This window comes from Brevundimonas bullata (assembly GCF_003350205.1).
Classification (GTDB): domain Bacteria; phylum Pseudomonadota; class Alphaproteobacteria; order Caulobacterales; family Caulobacteraceae; genus Brevundimonas; species Brevundimonas bullata.
Window position 1 is genome coordinate 140,911 of the sequence record NZ_QLLC01000002.1, and the last position, 16,212, is coordinate 157,122.

A 16,212-nucleotide genomic window follows, 5' to 3' on the forward strand; every position below is an offset into this window, starting at 1 on the left:
AGGTAGGCGATATATTGCAATTAATAGTCATTCTTATATTGGCATGGCGACGCTTAAGGTCATTCAGGAGGACGGGATGTCCGGGCGGCCGCCTATTCGCGCCGATTTCAACCTGCTGCAGCCGCTGATGGTGCTGATCGAACAGCGCAGCGTTTCGCGCGCCGCTGACCGCCTGGGCATGGGGCAGCCGGCCATGAGCCGCGTCTTGGCTAGACTGCGGGATCAGTTCGACGATCCCTTGCTGGTGCGCGGACCGCGCGGGATGATGCTGACGCCGCGCGCGGAGGCGCTTCGTGGTCCGCTTCGCGCCTGGCTGCGGGACGGCGAGGCGCTGATCCGGGATCATGACGCGGACCCGCGCAGCATGAAGCGGACCTTCCGCCTAGCCTCGACGGATTTCGGTCTGCTGAGCGTGATCGCGCCGACGCTCGGCCTCATCGAACGAGAGGCGGGCGGCGTGGAATTGGCCGTCGAACCTCTGTCGGACGCCAGCCTAAGGCGGCTGGGGGACGGGCAACTGGACTTCGTCCTGACCGGGTGGAGCCCCCAGGGGGCGGGCCTGAGGGCGCAGTGGCTGTTTCAGGAGACCTATCTGGGACTGGCCCGGGCCGATCACCCCGTGCACGCTTCGATCCCGACGCTTGAGGATCTGACGCAGTGGCCGCACGTGTCGGTGTCGATCGGCGACGGCTTCGGCGACTGGATCGCAGAGGACCTGCCTGATCTGGCGGGACGGCGCGTGCTGATCTCCGCCGAGAGCTTCTCGCTGACACCCTATATGCTGTCGGGCGGCGAGGCGGTGGCCATCCTGCCGCGCCGCGCCGCCGAGCAGTTTGCAGCGACGCACGATCTTCGGACATTTCCGGCGCCGAGCGGAATGCGGCCCTTTGACTATCACCTGGTCTGGCACGAGCGCTCTGGCGAGGATCACGCCACCCGATGGCTGATCGACACCCTGGCGCGGGCGTTTGCTGCGTCAGCGGACAGGGCTGTCAGCTGACGACGTCGGGGCCGTAGATCAGGATCAGGCCGGCCGACAGGACGAGGGCGCCGATGGAAGCGTGATCTCCACCGCCAGCCCTGGCGCATTGTCTGAAAGGCGCAGCTGACCCTCGTGAGCCTTGATCACGGCGGCGACCATGGCGAGGCCCAGTCCAGATCCGGGCCTCAGGTCGCCGGGGTTGATCCGGTAGAAGCGCCGCAGGATGTTTTCACGCTCCGCGACGGGGACGCCTCTGCCGTGGTCGGCGACGCTCAGGACCGTTTGTCCATCTCGCAGTCCTGTCGTCACCTTGATCTTGGCGGGGGCGCCGCCGTGGAAGACGGCGTTCTCGATCAGGTTGGCCATCGCCTGCTGCAAAAGGGCGGCGTCGCCCGCAACAGGGCCACAGGGCTCCGCCGTCACCGTCAGGGACCCGCCGCTCTCTTCGACAATCGGGCGATAGATTTCGCCGACTGTCGCCGCGATGGCGGCGAGATCCAGATAGGAGACGCGCAGGACGTCGCCGCCGCTTTCGATGCGCGCCAAGGTCAGCAAGGCCTCGAACAAGGCGCTGACCTGGTCGGTCTCCTCCAGCGCGCGTTCGATGGCGTCGTCACGGGTCTCGACGTCCTCGATATGGGCGGCGACCTGCTCCAGCTGATTTCGAACCCGGTTCAGCGGCGCGCGCAGTTCATGGGCGACGCCCTCGGACAGGGATTTGAGGGCGGTCATCGCAGCCTCCTGCCGGTCCAGCATTCGGTTCAGATTGGCCGCCAGTTCGTCAAACTCGCGTCCCAGCCCCTCGGCGGGCAGACGAGCCGAGGTCTGGCCGGCGATGATGCGCCCGACCGCCTGATTGACCCCTTCGAGCCGCCGCAGGAACAGCCGTCCCGAAAACCACCCTCCGGCCAGGGCTAGAAGTATGAGGCTGAACCCGCTCCACAGGGCGAAACGGCGAACGCCGCCACGCAGTTCGTCCAGGTGCTGAATGTCGCGGCCCACAGCCAGCAGGGCGCTGTCGGCCGCGTGATCGCTAAGCACCAGCATATTGGGCGCCTGATCCGGCCAGCGCGTTTGGCGGGCCTTGGTCGGCAGGTTGCGCCGAAAGCCGCTGTCGTTCACCGCCATTCGCGTCAGGCCGTTGGAAAAGGTGCTGCCGTCCGGGGCTTCAACCAGCAGCAGATATCGCCGGGCGTCGCGATTGCGCGCCTGGGCGTTCAACTCGGCCACCAGGGCCGCCCCGCCGCGCCGGTCGGCGTCGGCGCGCATGACCTCCATCTGATGGCTCAGCCCCTCACGCACCTCGGCTTCCGCGAAGCGGAGCATGCCGTAGTCCACGGCCGCCACGATGGCGGCGGCGCCCAGGCCGAACAGGGCCGAGAAGGCGGCCGCATAGCGAAGACTGGCGGTGGACCAGACGGACGGCCTGCGCGCCCTAGTCGGGGGTTTTGAGGACATAGCCCACACCCCGGATCGTGTGGATCAAGTCATAGTCGAAGCCTCGATCGACCTTGGCCCTCAGGCGGCTGACATGGGCGTCGATCAGGTTGGCGCGCGGGTCGAAGTGGAACCCCCACAGGCTCTCCAGAAGCATGGTGCGCGTCACGGCCTGACCGGCGTTGCGTGCCAGTCGTTCCAGCAGTTTGAACTCATGAGGAGTCAGATCGAGGACTTCGCCCGCGCGCACGGCCCGGTGCGCGACCACATCGATCTCCAGATCGCCGACCACATGGCGGGCCGAATGATCCGCGAGGGGAGGGCGCCGGATCAGGGCCTGCAATCGTGCGCTCAACTCGCTGAAGGCGAAGGGCTTGATCAGGTAGTCGTCAGCCCCGGCGTTCAACCCGGCCACCCGGTCATCGACCGATCCCAAGGCCGTCAGCATCAGCACGGGCGTCTTGAGCCCCGCCGCGCGCATGGCCTGAACAACTTCCAGACCCGGCAGGCCGGGCATCATTCGGTCCGCGACAATGGCGTCATAGGCGCCGACAACCGCCATGTGCAGGCCCGTGTCGCCATCCTGGGCTTCGTCAACCGTATGGCCCTGCTGCCGCAGGCCCTCCGCCACAAAGGCGCGAGCGCGGCCGTCGTCGTCAATGATTAGCATTCGCATTAAACCCTTGTAGTGCGGACGGCGGGGCTGGCTAGCCCAGTTGCGAATTAATCTCATCGCAAGGCGGCGCGAAGGTTGATCGGCTATAGCCCGCATTGTTGCGAATGATACGCAACGGCATGGTGTGCGTTGGGATCAGTCATGGACGCTAGGGCGACGGATTTCTGGAGCAGTCCCGATCTGGCGGTGCAGATCGGCGGGGATGCGCCGACACCTCAGGATAAGCCGGAAGCGGCCATGGATTGGGCCTTCGGCCTGGCGACCCCCGAACTGAGGCTGTTCACCACGGGTGTTCAGCGTCGTCTGCCGTCAGGGCCGGCGGCGACCCTGGGCGAGCGCGCACGGCGCTTCTTCTCGGAGTATCCGGCTGCGGGGGGCCTTGAGGTTTCGCCCCGGCTGTTGGTCGGCGCCATCCCCTTTGATCGTGAAGACGGCGACTGTCTTTTCCTGCCGGAGCGCGCCGCTAACCGCGCCTGGAGCCCCCCTTTTCATCGGACTTCGTCTCCAGGCAGCAGACGCATCACAGCGGAGCCTTCGCGCGCCGTCTATCAGGACGCCGTCGGCAAGGCGCTGGTTTCCATCCGTGCGTCCCGCGAAGGAGCGCAGCCTGTCGACAAGGTGGTTCTGTCGCGCAGCCTGCGGCTGGAAGCCGACGCTCCGTTCGACGCCTTCGCCCTTTGGCGAGACCTGCAGGCGGACCCGTCGGCGGCGCGCTTTCTGGTTCCCCTGGGTCCGGGGAGGAGTAGGGCGATGCGCCGTCTGGTCGGCGCCTCGCCCGAACTGCTGATCTCCAGGCGTGGGGCGGCGATCCTGTCGCATCCTCTGGCTGGTTCCGCCCGGCGCAGTCCCGACCTGTCTGAAGACGAGGCGGCGGCCCAGGCTCTGCTGACCTCTGACAAGGACCGCCGCGAGCATGGCCTTGTGGTCGAGGCCATCATGGATCTGCTGGCGCCCTGGTGCAGCGACCTGCGCGCGCCGCCGGGTCCGGCCCTGGTCTCGACCCGGACCATGTGGCACCTCGGCACCCGCATCGAGGGTCGCCTGCGTTGCCCGGACGAGGGGTCTGCGGCTGAACTGGCGGCCTTGCTGCACCCCACGCCCGCTGTCTGCGGTTCGCCGCGAGACCGCGCCGCTGAACTGATCCGCGAACTGGAGGCCTATGATCGCGGCTTCTATGCCGGTGCGGTGGGCTGGACCAATGCTGCGGGCGACGGCGCCTGGTACGTGGCGCTGCGCTGCGCGGAAGTCTGCGGCCGCGAGGCGCGGCTTTATGCCGGCGCCGGCATCGTCGAAGGCTCCGACCCGGCGGCCGAGGCGGATGAGACATCCGGTAAATTCCAGGCCGTCCTGCGCGCCCTGGGCGTCGATGAGGCGAGCCTATGATCCCCTTGAAACAGGTGTGGCCGGACGAGATGGCGGCGCTCTATCGGGCCAAGGGCTACTGGCGCGGAGAGACCTTTTCACAGGTGCTGCGGAGCCGCGCCGAGGCGCAGCCTGACGCCGTCGCCGTGGTCGGCATGGATCAACGCTGGACCTATGGCGAACTGCTGCAAAAGGCCGAAACGGCGGCCGCCGGCTTTTTGGCCATGGGACTGAAGCCGGGGGATCGGGTGGTGGTGCAACTGCCCAACCGGCCTGAGTTCCTCAGCGTCGTCTTCGGCCTGTTCCGAGCACAGTTGATCCCGGTGTATGCCTTGCCCGCGCACCGCGCGACCGAGATCGTCCACTTCGTGACGCGGGCTGAGGCCGCGGCCTATGTCGTGGCCGACCGGCATGAGGGCTTCGACTATCGCGCCCTGGCCCGCGCCGTTCAGGCCGAGGTCCCCGAACTGCGCCATGTGGTCGTGGTGGGCGAGGCGGACGAGTTCACCGCCTTCGACGGCTTTCGCGCTGATCCTGCCGCCCTGCCCAGGACCGACGCTGATCCGTCCGACGTGGCCTTTCTGCAGATTTCGGGCGGCTCCACCGGCCTGTCCAAGCTGATCCCGCGCACCCACGACGACTATCTCTACAGCGTACGTGAAAGCGCCGACATCTCCGGGCTGGAGCCTGAGAGTGTCTATCTGACCGCCCTGCCGGCCGCGCATAATTTCCCGATGAGCTCGCCGGGCTATCTGGGCGCCCTCTATGTTGGGGCGACGGTGGTGATGGCGCCGTCGCCGTCGCCGGACGTCTGCTTCCCCCTGATCGAGCGCGAGGGGGTGACGATCACCGGCCTGGTGCCGCCCTTGGCCCTGTTGTGGATGCAGGCGGCGGGGAGGAAGACCCACGACCTGTCCAGCCTTCAGGTCCTGCTGGTCGGCGGCGCCAAGTTCCTGCCCGAGGCAGCGCGCCGTGTGCGCCCGGAAATGGGGTGCACCCTGCAACAGGTGTTCGGCATGGCCGAGGGTCTGGTCAACTACACCCGGCTGGACGACCCCGAGACCCTGATCGTTGAAACCCAGGGGCGGCCGATCAGCCCGGACGACGAAATCCTGATCGTCGATGACGCAGGCGCGCCCGTGGCCGACGGCCAGCCGGGCGATCTGCTGACGCGCGGCCCCTATACGATCCGCGCCTATCACAACGATGCAGGGGCCAATGCGCGGTCCTTCACCGAGGACGGCTTCTACCGCACCGGCGACGTCGTGCGCCGCACGCCCGAGGGCTATCTGGTGGTCATGGGCCGGGCCACCGACCACATCAATCGTGCGGGCGAGAAGATCTCGGCCGAAGAGGTCGAGGATCACCTGCTGGCTCACCCGGCCGTGTTCGACGCCGCCGTGGTGTCCGTGCCGGACGACTATCTGGGCGAACGCATCTGCGCCTTTGTCATTCCGAAAGACGCCGCGCCGCGCGGCGTCGAGTTGAAGGCCTGGATGCGCCAGCGCGACATCGCCGCCTTCAAGGCGCCGGATCAGATCGTCTTCGTGGACGACTTCGCCGTGACCGCCGTGGGCAAGGTCAGCCGCCGCGAACTGCGCGCCGCCCTGCGCCAACGGATCGTGCAAGAGGAGGGCGGAGCATGAGCGCGCCGAAAGGGCTGCCGACCGTATCGGCCTACGCCTTGCCGAGCGAGGCTGAGATCCCCGCCTCGCGCGCCCAGTGGACCCTGGAGCGCGACCGCGCCGCCCTGCTGGTCCATGACATGCAGGGGTATTTCCTGCGTCCCTATGCGTCGGACGCCGAGCCTCTGCCGGGACTGATCTCCCATATCGCCCGCCTGATCGCGGCGGCGAGGGCGGCGGGCGTGCCCGTCTTCTACACCGCCCAGCACGGGGATCAGGACCGCCGCGACCGGGGGCTTCAGGCCGACCTTTGGGGACCGGGCATGAGCCGCGCGCCCGAGCATGAAGACATCCTGTCCGAACTGGCCCCGGCGCCGGGGGACTTTCCCCTGGTCAAGCATCGCTACAGCGCCTTCCAGCGCAGCAATCTGGAGACCCTGATGCGGGCGCGTAGGCGGGATCAACTGATCGTCTGCGGCGTCTATGCCCACATCGGCTGCCAGCTGACGGCGGCCGAGGCGTTTCAGCGCGACATAGAACCCTTCTTCGTCGCTGACGCCCTAGGCGACTTCTCTCGCGAAAAACACATGGAGGCGGTGGCCTGGGCCGCCGCTGTCTGCGCGGTCGCGACCTCGACCGCGCGCATTCTGGACCGACTGACATGACCAAGCTGACCCCGCAGGACCTGACCCTGGAACGCATGCGCGCCGATGTCGCCGCCGTTCTGCACGAAGCGCCCGAAGCCATTCTGGACGACGACAACCTGATGGATCTAGGCGTGGACTCCCTGCGCGTCCTCAATCTCAGCCTGCAGTGGAGCGAGACGGTGTCGTTGGAGTTCAGCGAATTGGCCGAGCACGTCACCCTGGCCGAGTGGTGGGCCATCATCCGCCAGAAGCGCGCCGCGCTCGGCGTCGAGTCCTGAGGCATGGACGATGGACGCGCCGCCGGGAGTGTTCGGGCGCCAGCGACTGAGGCCCCCCTGAGCGAAGCCCAATCCGGCTTGTGGTTCGCCCAGAGGCTGGACCCGGCCAACCCGATTTTCAACACCGCCCACTATGTCGACATCCGGGGTGATCTGGACATCGAAGCCTTCCGCGCCGCCGTCGATCAGACAGCGGTCGAGGCCGAGGCCCTGTCGCTGCGCCTTGTCGAGCGGGGCGGGGCGGTGGTCCAGACCTTGGACCCCGCGCACCGTCCGTTCCTGCGGATCGTCGACGTATCGGGGGCCGTCGATCCGGCCGCCGAGGCCATGGCCGCCATGCGCCGCGATCACGAGACGCCGCTGGACCCGACCCGCGATCCCCTGGCCGCCAACATCCTGTTCCGTATGGAAGCCCGACGCTTCCTGTGGAGCCTGCGCGTCCATCATCTGGCCACTGATGGTTTCGGCATGGCCCTGCTGACCAACCGCGTGGCCGAACTTTACAACGCCGCGCGCGGCGGCCCGGCGCCCGGCCTGGCCTTCAACCCCATCGCCAAGGTCTGGGACGAGGACGCCGCCTATCGCGCCTCGGACAAGCGCACGGCCGACGCCGCCTATTGGCGCGACATCATGGGCGATGCGCCCGAGGTCGCCTCGCTGGCGCCCGGCAAGGCCACGACCGCCCATCGCTTCCACCGTATCGAGCGGACCCTTCCGCCCGAGGTCACGGCCCGTCTGCGCGCCCGCGCCGATGCTGGTCGCCTGTCATGGCCCGACGTGCTGACCGCCATCGGCGCCGCCTATGTTCGTCGCTTCTCGGGCGCGGAAGAGGCCGTCATCGGCGTGCCGTGGATGGGACGCATGGGCAGCGCCTCGGCGCGCACGCCCGCCATGATCATGAACGTTCCGCCGCTGCGCCTGACGTTGGATGAAGACGCGCCGCTGGACGAGCAATTGATCCTCGCTTCCAAGGCCCTGATCAGGACCCGCCGCCACGGCCGTTACCGCAGCGAGCAACTGCGGCGCGACCTGGGCCTGATCGGCGGCGCGCGACGCCTGTATGGGCCGCTGGTCAACGTCCTGCCGTTCGACCTGCCGCCGCGCTTTGCGGGATTGGACACGACGCTGAAGGTTCTTGGCACGGGTCCGGTGGACGACATCAGCTTCACCTTCCGCGGCGACGCCGACCCGGCCCTGACGCTGGAAGTGGACGCCAACCCAGACCTCTATTCGCTGGAGGAGGCCGCGGCCCACGGGGAGCGTCTGGCCGCCTTTCTGGCGAACGCACTCGACGCCGAGACGCTTGGCGAGGTCCCCATCGCCACGCCGGAAGAGGCCGCGCGCGAGCTGGAGGCCTTCAACGCCACCGCGTATCCGGTTCCGGATACGACCCTGACGGCCCTGTTGGAGGCGGCGATGAAGGCGACGCCGGACGCCCCGGCCCTGACCTTCGGCGAGCGGACCCTGACCTACGCCGAGCTGGACCGTCGCACGGCGCAGCTGGCCTCGGCCTTGGCGGCGCGCGGCGTGGGGCGTGAAGCTGTGGTCGCTGTCGCCTTGCCTCGATCGCTGGAGCTGGTCATCGCCCTGATCGCCGTGCTGCGGGCAGGCGGCGCCTATCTGCCGCTCGATCTGGAACATCCGCCCGAGCGCATCGCCGCCATCGTCCGCGCCGCCGATCCGACTGTCGTGCTTGCGGACCAAGATATCGGCGGCGCTTTCGGCGAGGCCTTGCTGACGCCCGTCGACTGGCCGCTGGACGGCGCGTCGCCGGTCGTCGATCAGGCGGGCGAGGACGCCGCCTATGTCATCTACACCTCGGGTTCGACCGGCGAGCCCAAGGGGGTGCTGGTCGAGCATCGGGCCATCGTCAACCGCCTGCTGTGGATGCAGGCCGAATACGGGATCGGCGCCCACAGCCGCATCCTGCAAAAGACGCCCGCTGCGTTCGACGTCTCGGTGTGGGAGTTCTTCCTCGCCCTGATCTCGGGCGGCGAACTGGTCGTGGCCCCGCCCGCCGCGCACCGCGACCCGGCGGCCCTCGCCGGGCTGATCCGCCGCCACGCCGTCACCGACCTGCACTTCGTCCCTTCCATGCTGTCCGCCTTCCTGGCCGATCCGGCGGCGAAGGAGATAACGGTCGCCCACGTCTTCTGCAGCGGCGAGGAACTGTCCGCCGAACTGCGCGACCGTTTCCACCAGACGGTGAAGGCGGAACTGCACAACCTCTACGGCCCGACCGAGGCGGCGGTGGACGTCAGCTATTGGGCCGCCGGGCCGGAGGATAGGTCCCGCCCCGTACCGATCGGCCGGCCGGTGTGGAACACGCGGCTGGTCATTCTGGACGAGCGCCTGCGCCCTGTGGCGCACGGCATGGGCGGCCATCTGCATCTGGGCGGGGTGCAACTGGCGCGCGGCTACCTGAACCGGCCCGACCTGACCGAGGATCGCTTCATTCCCGACCCGCACCATCCGGGCCAGCGGCTGTATCGCACCGGCGACGTGGCGCGCAGGCGCGCCGACGGGGCGGTCGTCTATCTGGGCCGCAGCGATCATCAGGTGAAGATCCGCGGCCTGCGCATCGAATTGGGCGAGATCGAAGCCGCCGTCATCGCCAGCGGTCTGGCGCGCGAGACCGTAGTGCTGGCGCGCGAGGATCGACCCGGCGAGCGCCGTCTGGTCGCCTATCTGGTCCCGGCCGAGGGCTATGACCCCGTCGCCCTGAAGGCCGCGCTGGCCGCGCGCCTGCCCGACTACATGGTCCCGGCCGCCATCGTGGCGCTGGACGCCCTGCCGACGACCTCCAACGGCAAGCTGGACCGCAAGGCGCTGCCCGCCCCGGTGTTCGAGGCGGCGGCGGGCCGGGCGGCCCAGACGCCGACCGAGAAGATCATCGCCGAACTGTTCGCCGAGACGCTGGGCAGGGCCGAACCGGCCGGCGCTGACGACGACTTCTTTACGCTGGGCGGCGACTCCCTGCTGGCGGTGCATCTGATGATGCTGATCCGCGAACGGTTGGGACGCGATCCGGGGCTGGGCGCCCTGTTCGACCGGCCTCGCGTGGTTGAGCTGGCCGCCCAGATCGACGCCGAGGCGCTGGACTTCGACAACGGGCTGGGCGTGCTCATCCGTGTGGCCGAGGGCGATCCGGCCCTGCCGCCGCTGTTCCTGATCCACCCGGCGGGGGGGCTGTCGTGGGGCTATCGCACCCTGGCGCGCGCCCTGTCGCCGCGCCGCACGGTGTGGGGCGTGCAGTCGCCTGCGCTGGACCCGAAGAACGCTCTGCCGGACGGGATCGAGGCGCTGGCGTCGGTCTATGTCGATCACATTCTGGCGCTGGGAGCGCCCAATTTTCAGCCTATGGGGCCTGTGCATCTCGCGGGCTGGTCCGTCGGCGGCGTCATCGCCCAGGCGGCGGCGGTCGAACTGGAACGACGCGGGGTCGAGGTGGGGCTGATGGCCATGCTGGACTCCTATCCCGCCGAGTGCTGGCGCGCCGAGCCGGAACCGGACCCCGTCGACGCCCTGCGCGCCCTTCTGGCCATCGCCGGCTACGATCCGACCCAGTATCCCGAACTGCGCAGCCGCGCGGCCATCCTCGCCTTCCTGAAGGCGGGCGACAGCGCGCTGGGCGGCCTGCCCGAGGCGGCGCTGGACGGGGTGATCCGCGTGGTGCTCGACACCAACCGCCTGGTCCGCAAACATCATCATCAGCCCTTCGGCGGCCGCACGACCCACGTCCGCGCGGCGCTGGATCACAAGGAACGCGACCTGACGCCCGGCCTATGGCGGCCCTACGCCGCCGAACTGGACGTGGTCGAGGTTCCCTTCCTGCACCCGCAACTGACCGGCCCGGCGGCCACGGCCCTGATCGCCCCGGCTCTGGACGTCCGCATGACCGCCGCCGAGGAGAAGATGAGATGAGAGAGACTGGCCTGTCGGGTCGTCTGGCCCTGGTCACCGGCGCGGGCGGCGGTATCGGCGCCGCGGTGGTGCGCCTGCTGGTCGAGGAGGGCGCGCGCGTCGTCGCCACCGACCTGCCGTCCGTCTCTCTCTCGGAACTGGCCTCGTTGACCGACGTGCGGGTCGAGCCGCTGGACGTGTCAGACGGCGCGGCGGTCGAAGCCTTGTTCGACCGCATCAAGGCCGAGGACGGCCCCATCGACTTCGTAGCCAGCGTGGCGGGCGTCCTGTCCAATGCGACAGTGGATCAGACCTCCGACGCCGAATGGCGCCGCGTGTTCGCCGTCAACACGGACGGGGTCTTCCATCTGGGCCGCGCGGCTTCAAGGCGTATGGGTGAAAGGGGCAGGGGGGCCTTTGTCACTGTCAGCTCAAACGCGGCGGGCGTGCCGCGTCATGCCATGGCGGCCTATGCGGCGTCCAAGGCGGCGGCGACCATGTTCACCCGCTGTCTGGGTCTGGAACTTGGGCCGAGAGGCGTCCGCTGCAACATCGTCGCGCCCGGCTCGACCCTGACGCCGATGCAGACGGGCATGTGGGCCGACGAAGACGGCGCCGTCCGCGTCATCGCTGGCTCCCCCGAGACCTTCAAGGCGGGCATTCCTCTACGCAAGCTGGCCAGGCCGGAAGACATCGCCGAGGCGGTGGTCTTCCTGCTGTCCGACCGCGCCGCCCACATCACTATGGCCGATCTCTACGTTGACGGCGGGGCTACGCTGAAGGGGTAGCCCCCGATGGGTTGGAAAGCCGTCAGAACGCCTGTGCGCGGCCGGTCTCGTCAACCGCGACCATGATGAACTCCGCCGCCGCCGAACAGCGCCGGGCGCCGCTCAGCAAGTCCTCGGCCCAGAGCTGCCCCCGCCGTTGATCGGCGAACGAAAGTCGATGCGGTTGGTGGCGGCCACCACCTCCACGGCTAATGCTGTCCGCCTGTCGTCAGACGCGCCAAGGGGCTTTGCGATCAGCGTAATCCGTAAATCTGCTTAGTGCGCGGATATGCGGCGGTTAACGCGTGGCCCTGTATCCAGCAGGGGGATCGGGAGCTGCCGCAAAGTCATGCTGACAAAACACCGGGAGGCGGCCGGGACGGCCTCCATCTGCGATTGGGGCGCCGCCAAGCGGTTCCCCCGATGTTCACGTCACCGCCAAGTCGTGATCGCGCCCGCCTGATGGCCGAGTGATCGCGGCCCACACGCCTCGGCGCCATGAGGCCTTCGCTCATGGAGCGGCCTCCCAAATATTCGCACTTCCATCTAAGGTTCAGGATCTTCCATGCAACTGACGATCAAGGCTCGGCTTCTTGGCTGCCTGGCGGCGCTGGCCGTGGGCATGACGGCGATAGGTGTGGCGGGCTGGGTGGTGAGCAGCACGGCTCAGCAACGCATGCAGTCGGTGATCGCCGATCGCGTGGCGCCCCTGCAGCAGCTCAAGGCCATCAGCGACCTCTACGCCGTCAATATCGTCGATGCGGCCCACAAGGCGGCGTCGGGTTTGGTCACTCCAGACACGGCGACCCAGCAGATCAGTGACGCCCGAGGCCGCATCGACAGCACCTGGAGCGCTTATCAGGCCACCAGCATGACCGCCGACGAGCAGGCGCTTGCCAACAAGGTCAAGCAGGCGATGCCCGCCGCCGATCAGGCGGTCGAGGAACTGGCCCGCATTCTGGCAGCCGGCGACATGGCGGCGCTCAAGACCTTTAACGACCAGACGCTCTATGCCTCCATCGATCCGATCAGCGGCAACATCGGCGCCCTGGTCGATCTGCAAATCCGGGTCGCCCAGCAGGACGGGGAGGCGGCGGCATCCGCCGCACGCATCGGCCTGATGATCATGTGCGCCATCGCCCTTATGGCCGCCGGCCTGCTGGCGTTCGCCACGAATGTGGTCGTGCGTCAGGTGACGGCGCCCATCATGGCTATGACCCGCGCCATGAACCGCCTGGCGGAAGGCGACAACGCGGTGGAAATCCCCGCCGTCGGTCAGCGCGACGAACTGGGCCAGATGGCCGGCGCCGTGCAGGTCTTCAAAGACAACGCCATCGCCAAGATCAAGGCCGACGCCGAGGTGGAACAGGCCAAGGCGCGCGCGGAACAGGAACGCCAGGCGGCCAGCGCTGCGGCCATCGCCACGGAGCAGGCGCTGGTGGTCCGCTCCTTCGGCGCCTCGCTGGAACGTCTCGCCAGCGGCGATCTCACCTGGCGGCTGGAAGACGAAATGCCGCCGGCCTATGAAAAGCTGAAGGCCGACTTCAACGACGCCATGCTCAAGCTTCAGGACGCGATGAGGGTAATCGTGGGAAATGCGGGTTCGATCCACTCGGGCAGCCGCGAAATCTCGGTCGCCTCGGACGACCTGGCCAAGCGCACCGAACAGCAGGCCGCCGGCCTGGAAGAGACCGCAGCGGCGCTCGATCAGATCACGGCGACGGTCAAGCGCACCGCCGAGGGGGCCAGGGAAACGCGCCAGGTCGTCGCCTCGGCCAAGGCCGACGCCGAAACCAGCGGCCAGGTCGTCGGTCGTGCGATCGCCGCCATGGGCGCCATTGAGGAATCCTCGCGGCAGATCAACCAGATCATCGGCGTGATCGACGAAATCGCCTTCCAGACCAATCTTCTGGCTCTGAACGCGGGCGTGGAAGCTGCGCGCGCGGGCGACGCCGGTCGCGGCTTCGCCGTGGTCGCGTCTGAAGTGCGCGCCCTGGCCCAGCGCTCGGCCGAGGCCGCCAAGGAGATCAAGGTCCTGATCTCGGCTTCGGGCGTCCAGGTCAGCGAAGGGGTGGATCTGGTCGGTCAGACCGGGCGAGCTCTGGAACGCATTCTGGGCGAGGTCGTCCAGATCAACGGCCTGGTCGCCGAAATCGCGGCCTCGGCCGAGGAACAGGCGACGGGCCTTCAGCAGGTCAACATCGCCGTCAATCAGATGGACCAGGTCACACAGCAGAACGCCGCCATGGTCGAGGAATCGACGGCGGCCAGTCATTCTCTGTCTCGCGAAGCCGATAACCTCACCGAACTGATGGCGCAGTTCCGCGTGGGCGCCGGCAAGGGCGATGCGGTGGGTGGTGCAAATGCAGGAAGGGCGACGCGATCGGCGCCGCGCGCCGGCGTTCGCCTTGTTTCGAGCGCTGCCGGTTAGCGTCTTTGAGCCCGGCGGGCGCTGAGGCTCCGCTGTTTCGCTGATCGTTGGATGGAGGTCCGGGCCAGGCTGGCCCGGACCTCCATGAATGCAGTCGCAATCGTCGGACGGCTTCCTGCGGCCGTCGCCGTCGGTGAGGGCCTTGGCGGCGTCATCTTGAACCAGGCGGCTATTCGCGACATCGGCATGCACATCCCTCAGTTCCAACGCTCGATCAGCGAGATCGAGGAGTTGGTGCAACTGCATAGGAGGCGCTGGGCATGGCTGATCATGCTGACGCGCGGCCGATCCGGATCAAGACGGACGAGATCCGCTTCGCGGATGTGACCTTCCGCTACGCCGGGCAGCGCAAGCCTCTCTTCGAGCATCTCGACGTCACGGTTCCCGCCGGCCAGCGGGTCGGCCTGGTGGGGCGTTCGGGTTCTGGCAAGACCACAGCTTCGCCAGAGCGAGCGTTAGGGGAAACTCTGCCGCGCGGCCTTCGGGTGACGCGGCGTTTTCTTTGTCCGTCCGCGGTTGACAGAAGTGCATCGGTCGTTATTTAACTAATAACGACATTAACTGAAGGTGACATTATGCGCTCCGGCGAGGCGATAGGACCGATCTTCAGCGCGCTTGCGGACCCCACCCGGCGGGCGATCCTGGCGCAACTGGCGGGCGGGGAGGCGACGGTGAACGAACTGGCGGAGCCGCTCCAGATGACGCTGCCGAATGTCTCCAAGCACGTGAAGGTCCTGCTCGACGCCGGCCTGATCCTGCAGCGCAAGGAGGCGCAACGGCGGCCGTGCAGCCTCAATCCGGAAGGCCTTAGGCAGGTCGAGGCCTGGTCGCGCCGCTACATCGACGAATGGGAGGACACGTTCCAGCGCCTGGACGCGCTCCTCGCCGAAGTCTCTGTTCAACAGGAAGGAAGCTGACATGCAAAAGGCCGAACTGATCCTCGTGTCCGATACCGAGGTGCGCATCCGCAGGACGTTCAACGCCCCAGTGGCAGCCGTCTGGGCGGCCTGGACGAAGCCGGAACTGGTGATGCGCTGGTACGGGCTTCGGTCCCTGCGGATGGCCGAGTGCACGATCAACCTGGAGGTCGGCGGGACCTGGCGCTGGGTGCTCGCCGCCCCGGACGGACAACTGATCGCCTTCTCGGGGGTCTTCAAGGACATCCGGGCGCCGCACAGCCTGACCCGGACTGAACTGTTCGAGGCGATGCCTGGGACCGACTATGTCGTCACCCTGGATTTCGAGGCGGTCGACGGCAGAACCGTCCTGACATCGCGCATGGTCTACCAGAGCAAGGAGCATCGCGACGGCCACCTTCAGTCCGGCATGGAGGCCGGAATGAACGAGACCTACGAGCGGATGGACGAACTGCTGGCGGATATTTCTCCGTCGGTTGGAGGAGCGGTCTGATGAGCTTGGCGACCGAGCGGGCGCGCCCCGCCACAAGCCGCTGGCCTTTGGCCACCCTGGGCCTGTGCGCGCTCTTCGTACTGACCTTTACCGCCACGCATGGGCTTCGACCGGACCTGGACCCGTCGTGGACCCCGATCAGCGAGCATGCGATCGGGAGCCAGGGGGCGGTGATGACCGTCGCCTTCCTGGCGCTCGCCGCGGCCTGTGGAACGCTGTCGATGGCGTGGCGGCGCACATTGAAGGGATGGCAGGGTGTAATCGCCCGCCTCGGTCTCATCCTCGGTTTTGCGGGTTTTGCTGTGGCGGCGATCTTTCCCGGCGACAGCGTCCTGGTCTCACCTCAGGCCACGACAGTCGCCGGCATGGTGCATGGGGCCGGGGCGGTTCTGTCTGACGGGGTGCCTGTTGCGGCCCTCTTCGCCGCTTGGGCTATGTCCCGCGCGGGCGGGGTCCAGGGGCGTCATGCCGGCTTGATGTGGCTGGGCGCGGGTATTTCGTTGAGCGGGTTCGTCGCGGTCGTAGTGGTCATGGCGACATTCATGCCGGCCAACGGTCAACTGGGCCCCGAGGTCCCGATCGGCTGGGCGGGCCGCTACATGATGGGCGCTCACGCCGTCTGGTTAGCCATCGCAGCCCTGGTCCAGGCTCGCATCGCGCGGTCGGGCGCAAGCCTGACCTAAGCTCAGGACGC

14 protein-coding genes are annotated in these 16,212 nt (G+C 67.9%); 12 read left to right on the forward strand and 2 right to left on the reverse strand.

The window, feature by feature from the left end; genetic code table 11:
• The first annotated feature begins 76 nt into the window (after positions 1 to 76).
• A complete protein-coding gene (locus DXK21_RS01700) occupies positions 77 to 1,000 on the forward strand; it encodes a LysR family transcriptional regulator (RefSeq protein WP_114816094.1) in 924 nt (307 codons plus the stop codon).
• 24 nt (positions 1,001 to 1,024) lie between these two features.
• Here the strand turns inward: DXK21_RS01700 and DXK21_RS01705 are convergent, their stop codons facing one another.
• Both DXK21_RS01705 and DXK21_RS01710 read right to left on the reverse strand, forming a co-directional pair.
• Positions 1,025 to 2,440, reverse strand: a complete 1,416-nt coding sequence (locus tag DXK21_RS01705) for a HAMP domain-containing sensor histidine kinase (RefSeq protein WP_114816055.1) — start codon at positions 2,438 to 2,440, stop codon at positions 1,025 to 1,027.
• Positions 2,418 to 3,095 carry a response regulator gene (locus DXK21_RS01710; protein WP_211305950.1) on the reverse strand — a complete coding sequence of 226 codons (678 nt, stop codon included), beginning with the start codon at positions 3,093 to 3,095 and terminating at the stop codon, positions 2,418 to 2,420. Before DXK21_RS01710 ends, DXK21_RS01705 begins: the two co-directional genes overlap by 23 nt.
• A 141-nt stretch (positions 3,096 to 3,236) precedes the next feature.
• Between DXK21_RS01710 and DXK21_RS01715 the strand changes: the two genes are divergently transcribed.
• The 11 genes from DXK21_RS01715 to DXK21_RS01765 all read left to right on the forward strand — a co-directional run bounded on the left by DXK21_RS01715 (position 3,237) and on the right by DXK21_RS01765 (position 16,201).
• Positions 3,237 to 4,478: an isochorismate synthase gene (locus DXK21_RS01715; RefSeq protein ID WP_114816057.1), complete on the forward strand. Its 1,242-nt coding sequence runs from the start codon at positions 3,237 to 3,239 to the stop codon at positions 4,476 to 4,478.
• A complete protein-coding gene (locus DXK21_RS01720; RefSeq protein WP_114816058.1) occupies positions 4,475 to 6,103 on the forward strand; it encodes a (2,3-dihydroxybenzoyl)adenylate synthase in 1,629 nt (542 codons plus the stop codon). Before DXK21_RS01715 ends, DXK21_RS01720 begins: the two co-directional genes overlap by 4 nt.
• Positions 6,100 to 6,747 (forward strand): isochorismatase family protein, encoded by a 648-nt coding sequence (locus tag DXK21_RS01725; protein ID WP_114816059.1) that lies wholly within the window; start codon positions 6,100 to 6,102, stop codon positions 6,745 to 6,747. Before DXK21_RS01720 ends, DXK21_RS01725 begins: the two co-directional genes overlap by 4 nt.
• Positions 6,744 to 7,007, forward strand: coding sequence for a phosphopantetheine-binding protein (locus DXK21_RS01730; protein WP_114816060.1), 264 nt, complete (start codon positions 6,744 to 6,746; stop codon positions 7,005 to 7,007). The genes DXK21_RS01725 and DXK21_RS01730 overlap by 4 nt, the downstream gene beginning before the upstream one ends.
• Before the next feature lie 3 nt (positions 7,008 to 7,010).
• Positions 7,011 to 10,931 (forward strand): non-ribosomal peptide synthetase, encoded by a 3,921-nt coding sequence (locus DXK21_RS01735; RefSeq protein ID WP_114816061.1) that lies wholly within the window; start codon positions 7,011 to 7,013, stop codon positions 10,929 to 10,931.
• Positions 10,928 to 11,698, forward strand: a complete 771-nt coding sequence (locus tag DXK21_RS01740) for a 2,3-dihydro-2,3-dihydroxybenzoate dehydrogenase (RefSeq protein WP_114816062.1) — start codon at positions 10,928 to 10,930, stop codon at positions 11,696 to 11,698. The genes DXK21_RS01735 and DXK21_RS01740 overlap by 4 nt, the downstream gene beginning before the upstream one ends.
• Before the next feature lie 544 nt (positions 11,699 to 12,242).
• Complete coding sequence (locus tag DXK21_RS01745) at positions 12,243 to 14,108, forward strand: methyl-accepting chemotaxis protein (protein ID WP_114816063.1); 1,866 nt, start codon at positions 12,243 to 12,245, stop codon at positions 14,106 to 14,108.
• A gap of 260 nt (positions 14,109 to 14,368) precedes the next feature.
• Positions 14,369 to 14,653: a P-loop NTPase family protein gene (locus DXK21_RS16435; RefSeq protein WP_162790555.1), complete on the forward strand. Its 285-nt coding sequence runs from the start codon at positions 14,369 to 14,371 to the stop codon at positions 14,651 to 14,653.
• Positions 14,654 to 14,683: 30 nt separating this feature from the next.
• Positions 14,684 to 15,025 (forward strand): ArsR/SmtB family transcription factor, encoded by a 342-nt coding sequence (locus DXK21_RS01755; RefSeq protein WP_114816064.1) that lies wholly within the window; start codon positions 14,684 to 14,686, stop codon positions 15,023 to 15,025.
• Position 15,026: 1 nt separating this feature from the next.
• Complete coding sequence (locus DXK21_RS01760; protein ID WP_114816065.1) at positions 15,027 to 15,518, forward strand: SRPBCC domain-containing protein; 492 nt, start codon at positions 15,027 to 15,029, stop codon at positions 15,516 to 15,518.
• The gene (locus DXK21_RS01765; RefSeq protein ID WP_114816066.1) at positions 15,518 to 16,201 is read left to right on the forward strand and encodes a DUF998 domain-containing protein; all 684 of its coding nucleotides are present in this window, start codon (positions 15,518 to 15,520) and stop codon (positions 16,199 to 16,201) included. Before DXK21_RS01760 ends, DXK21_RS01765 begins: the two co-directional genes overlap by 1 nt.
• Positions 16,202 to 16,212 lie beyond the last annotated feature (11 nt).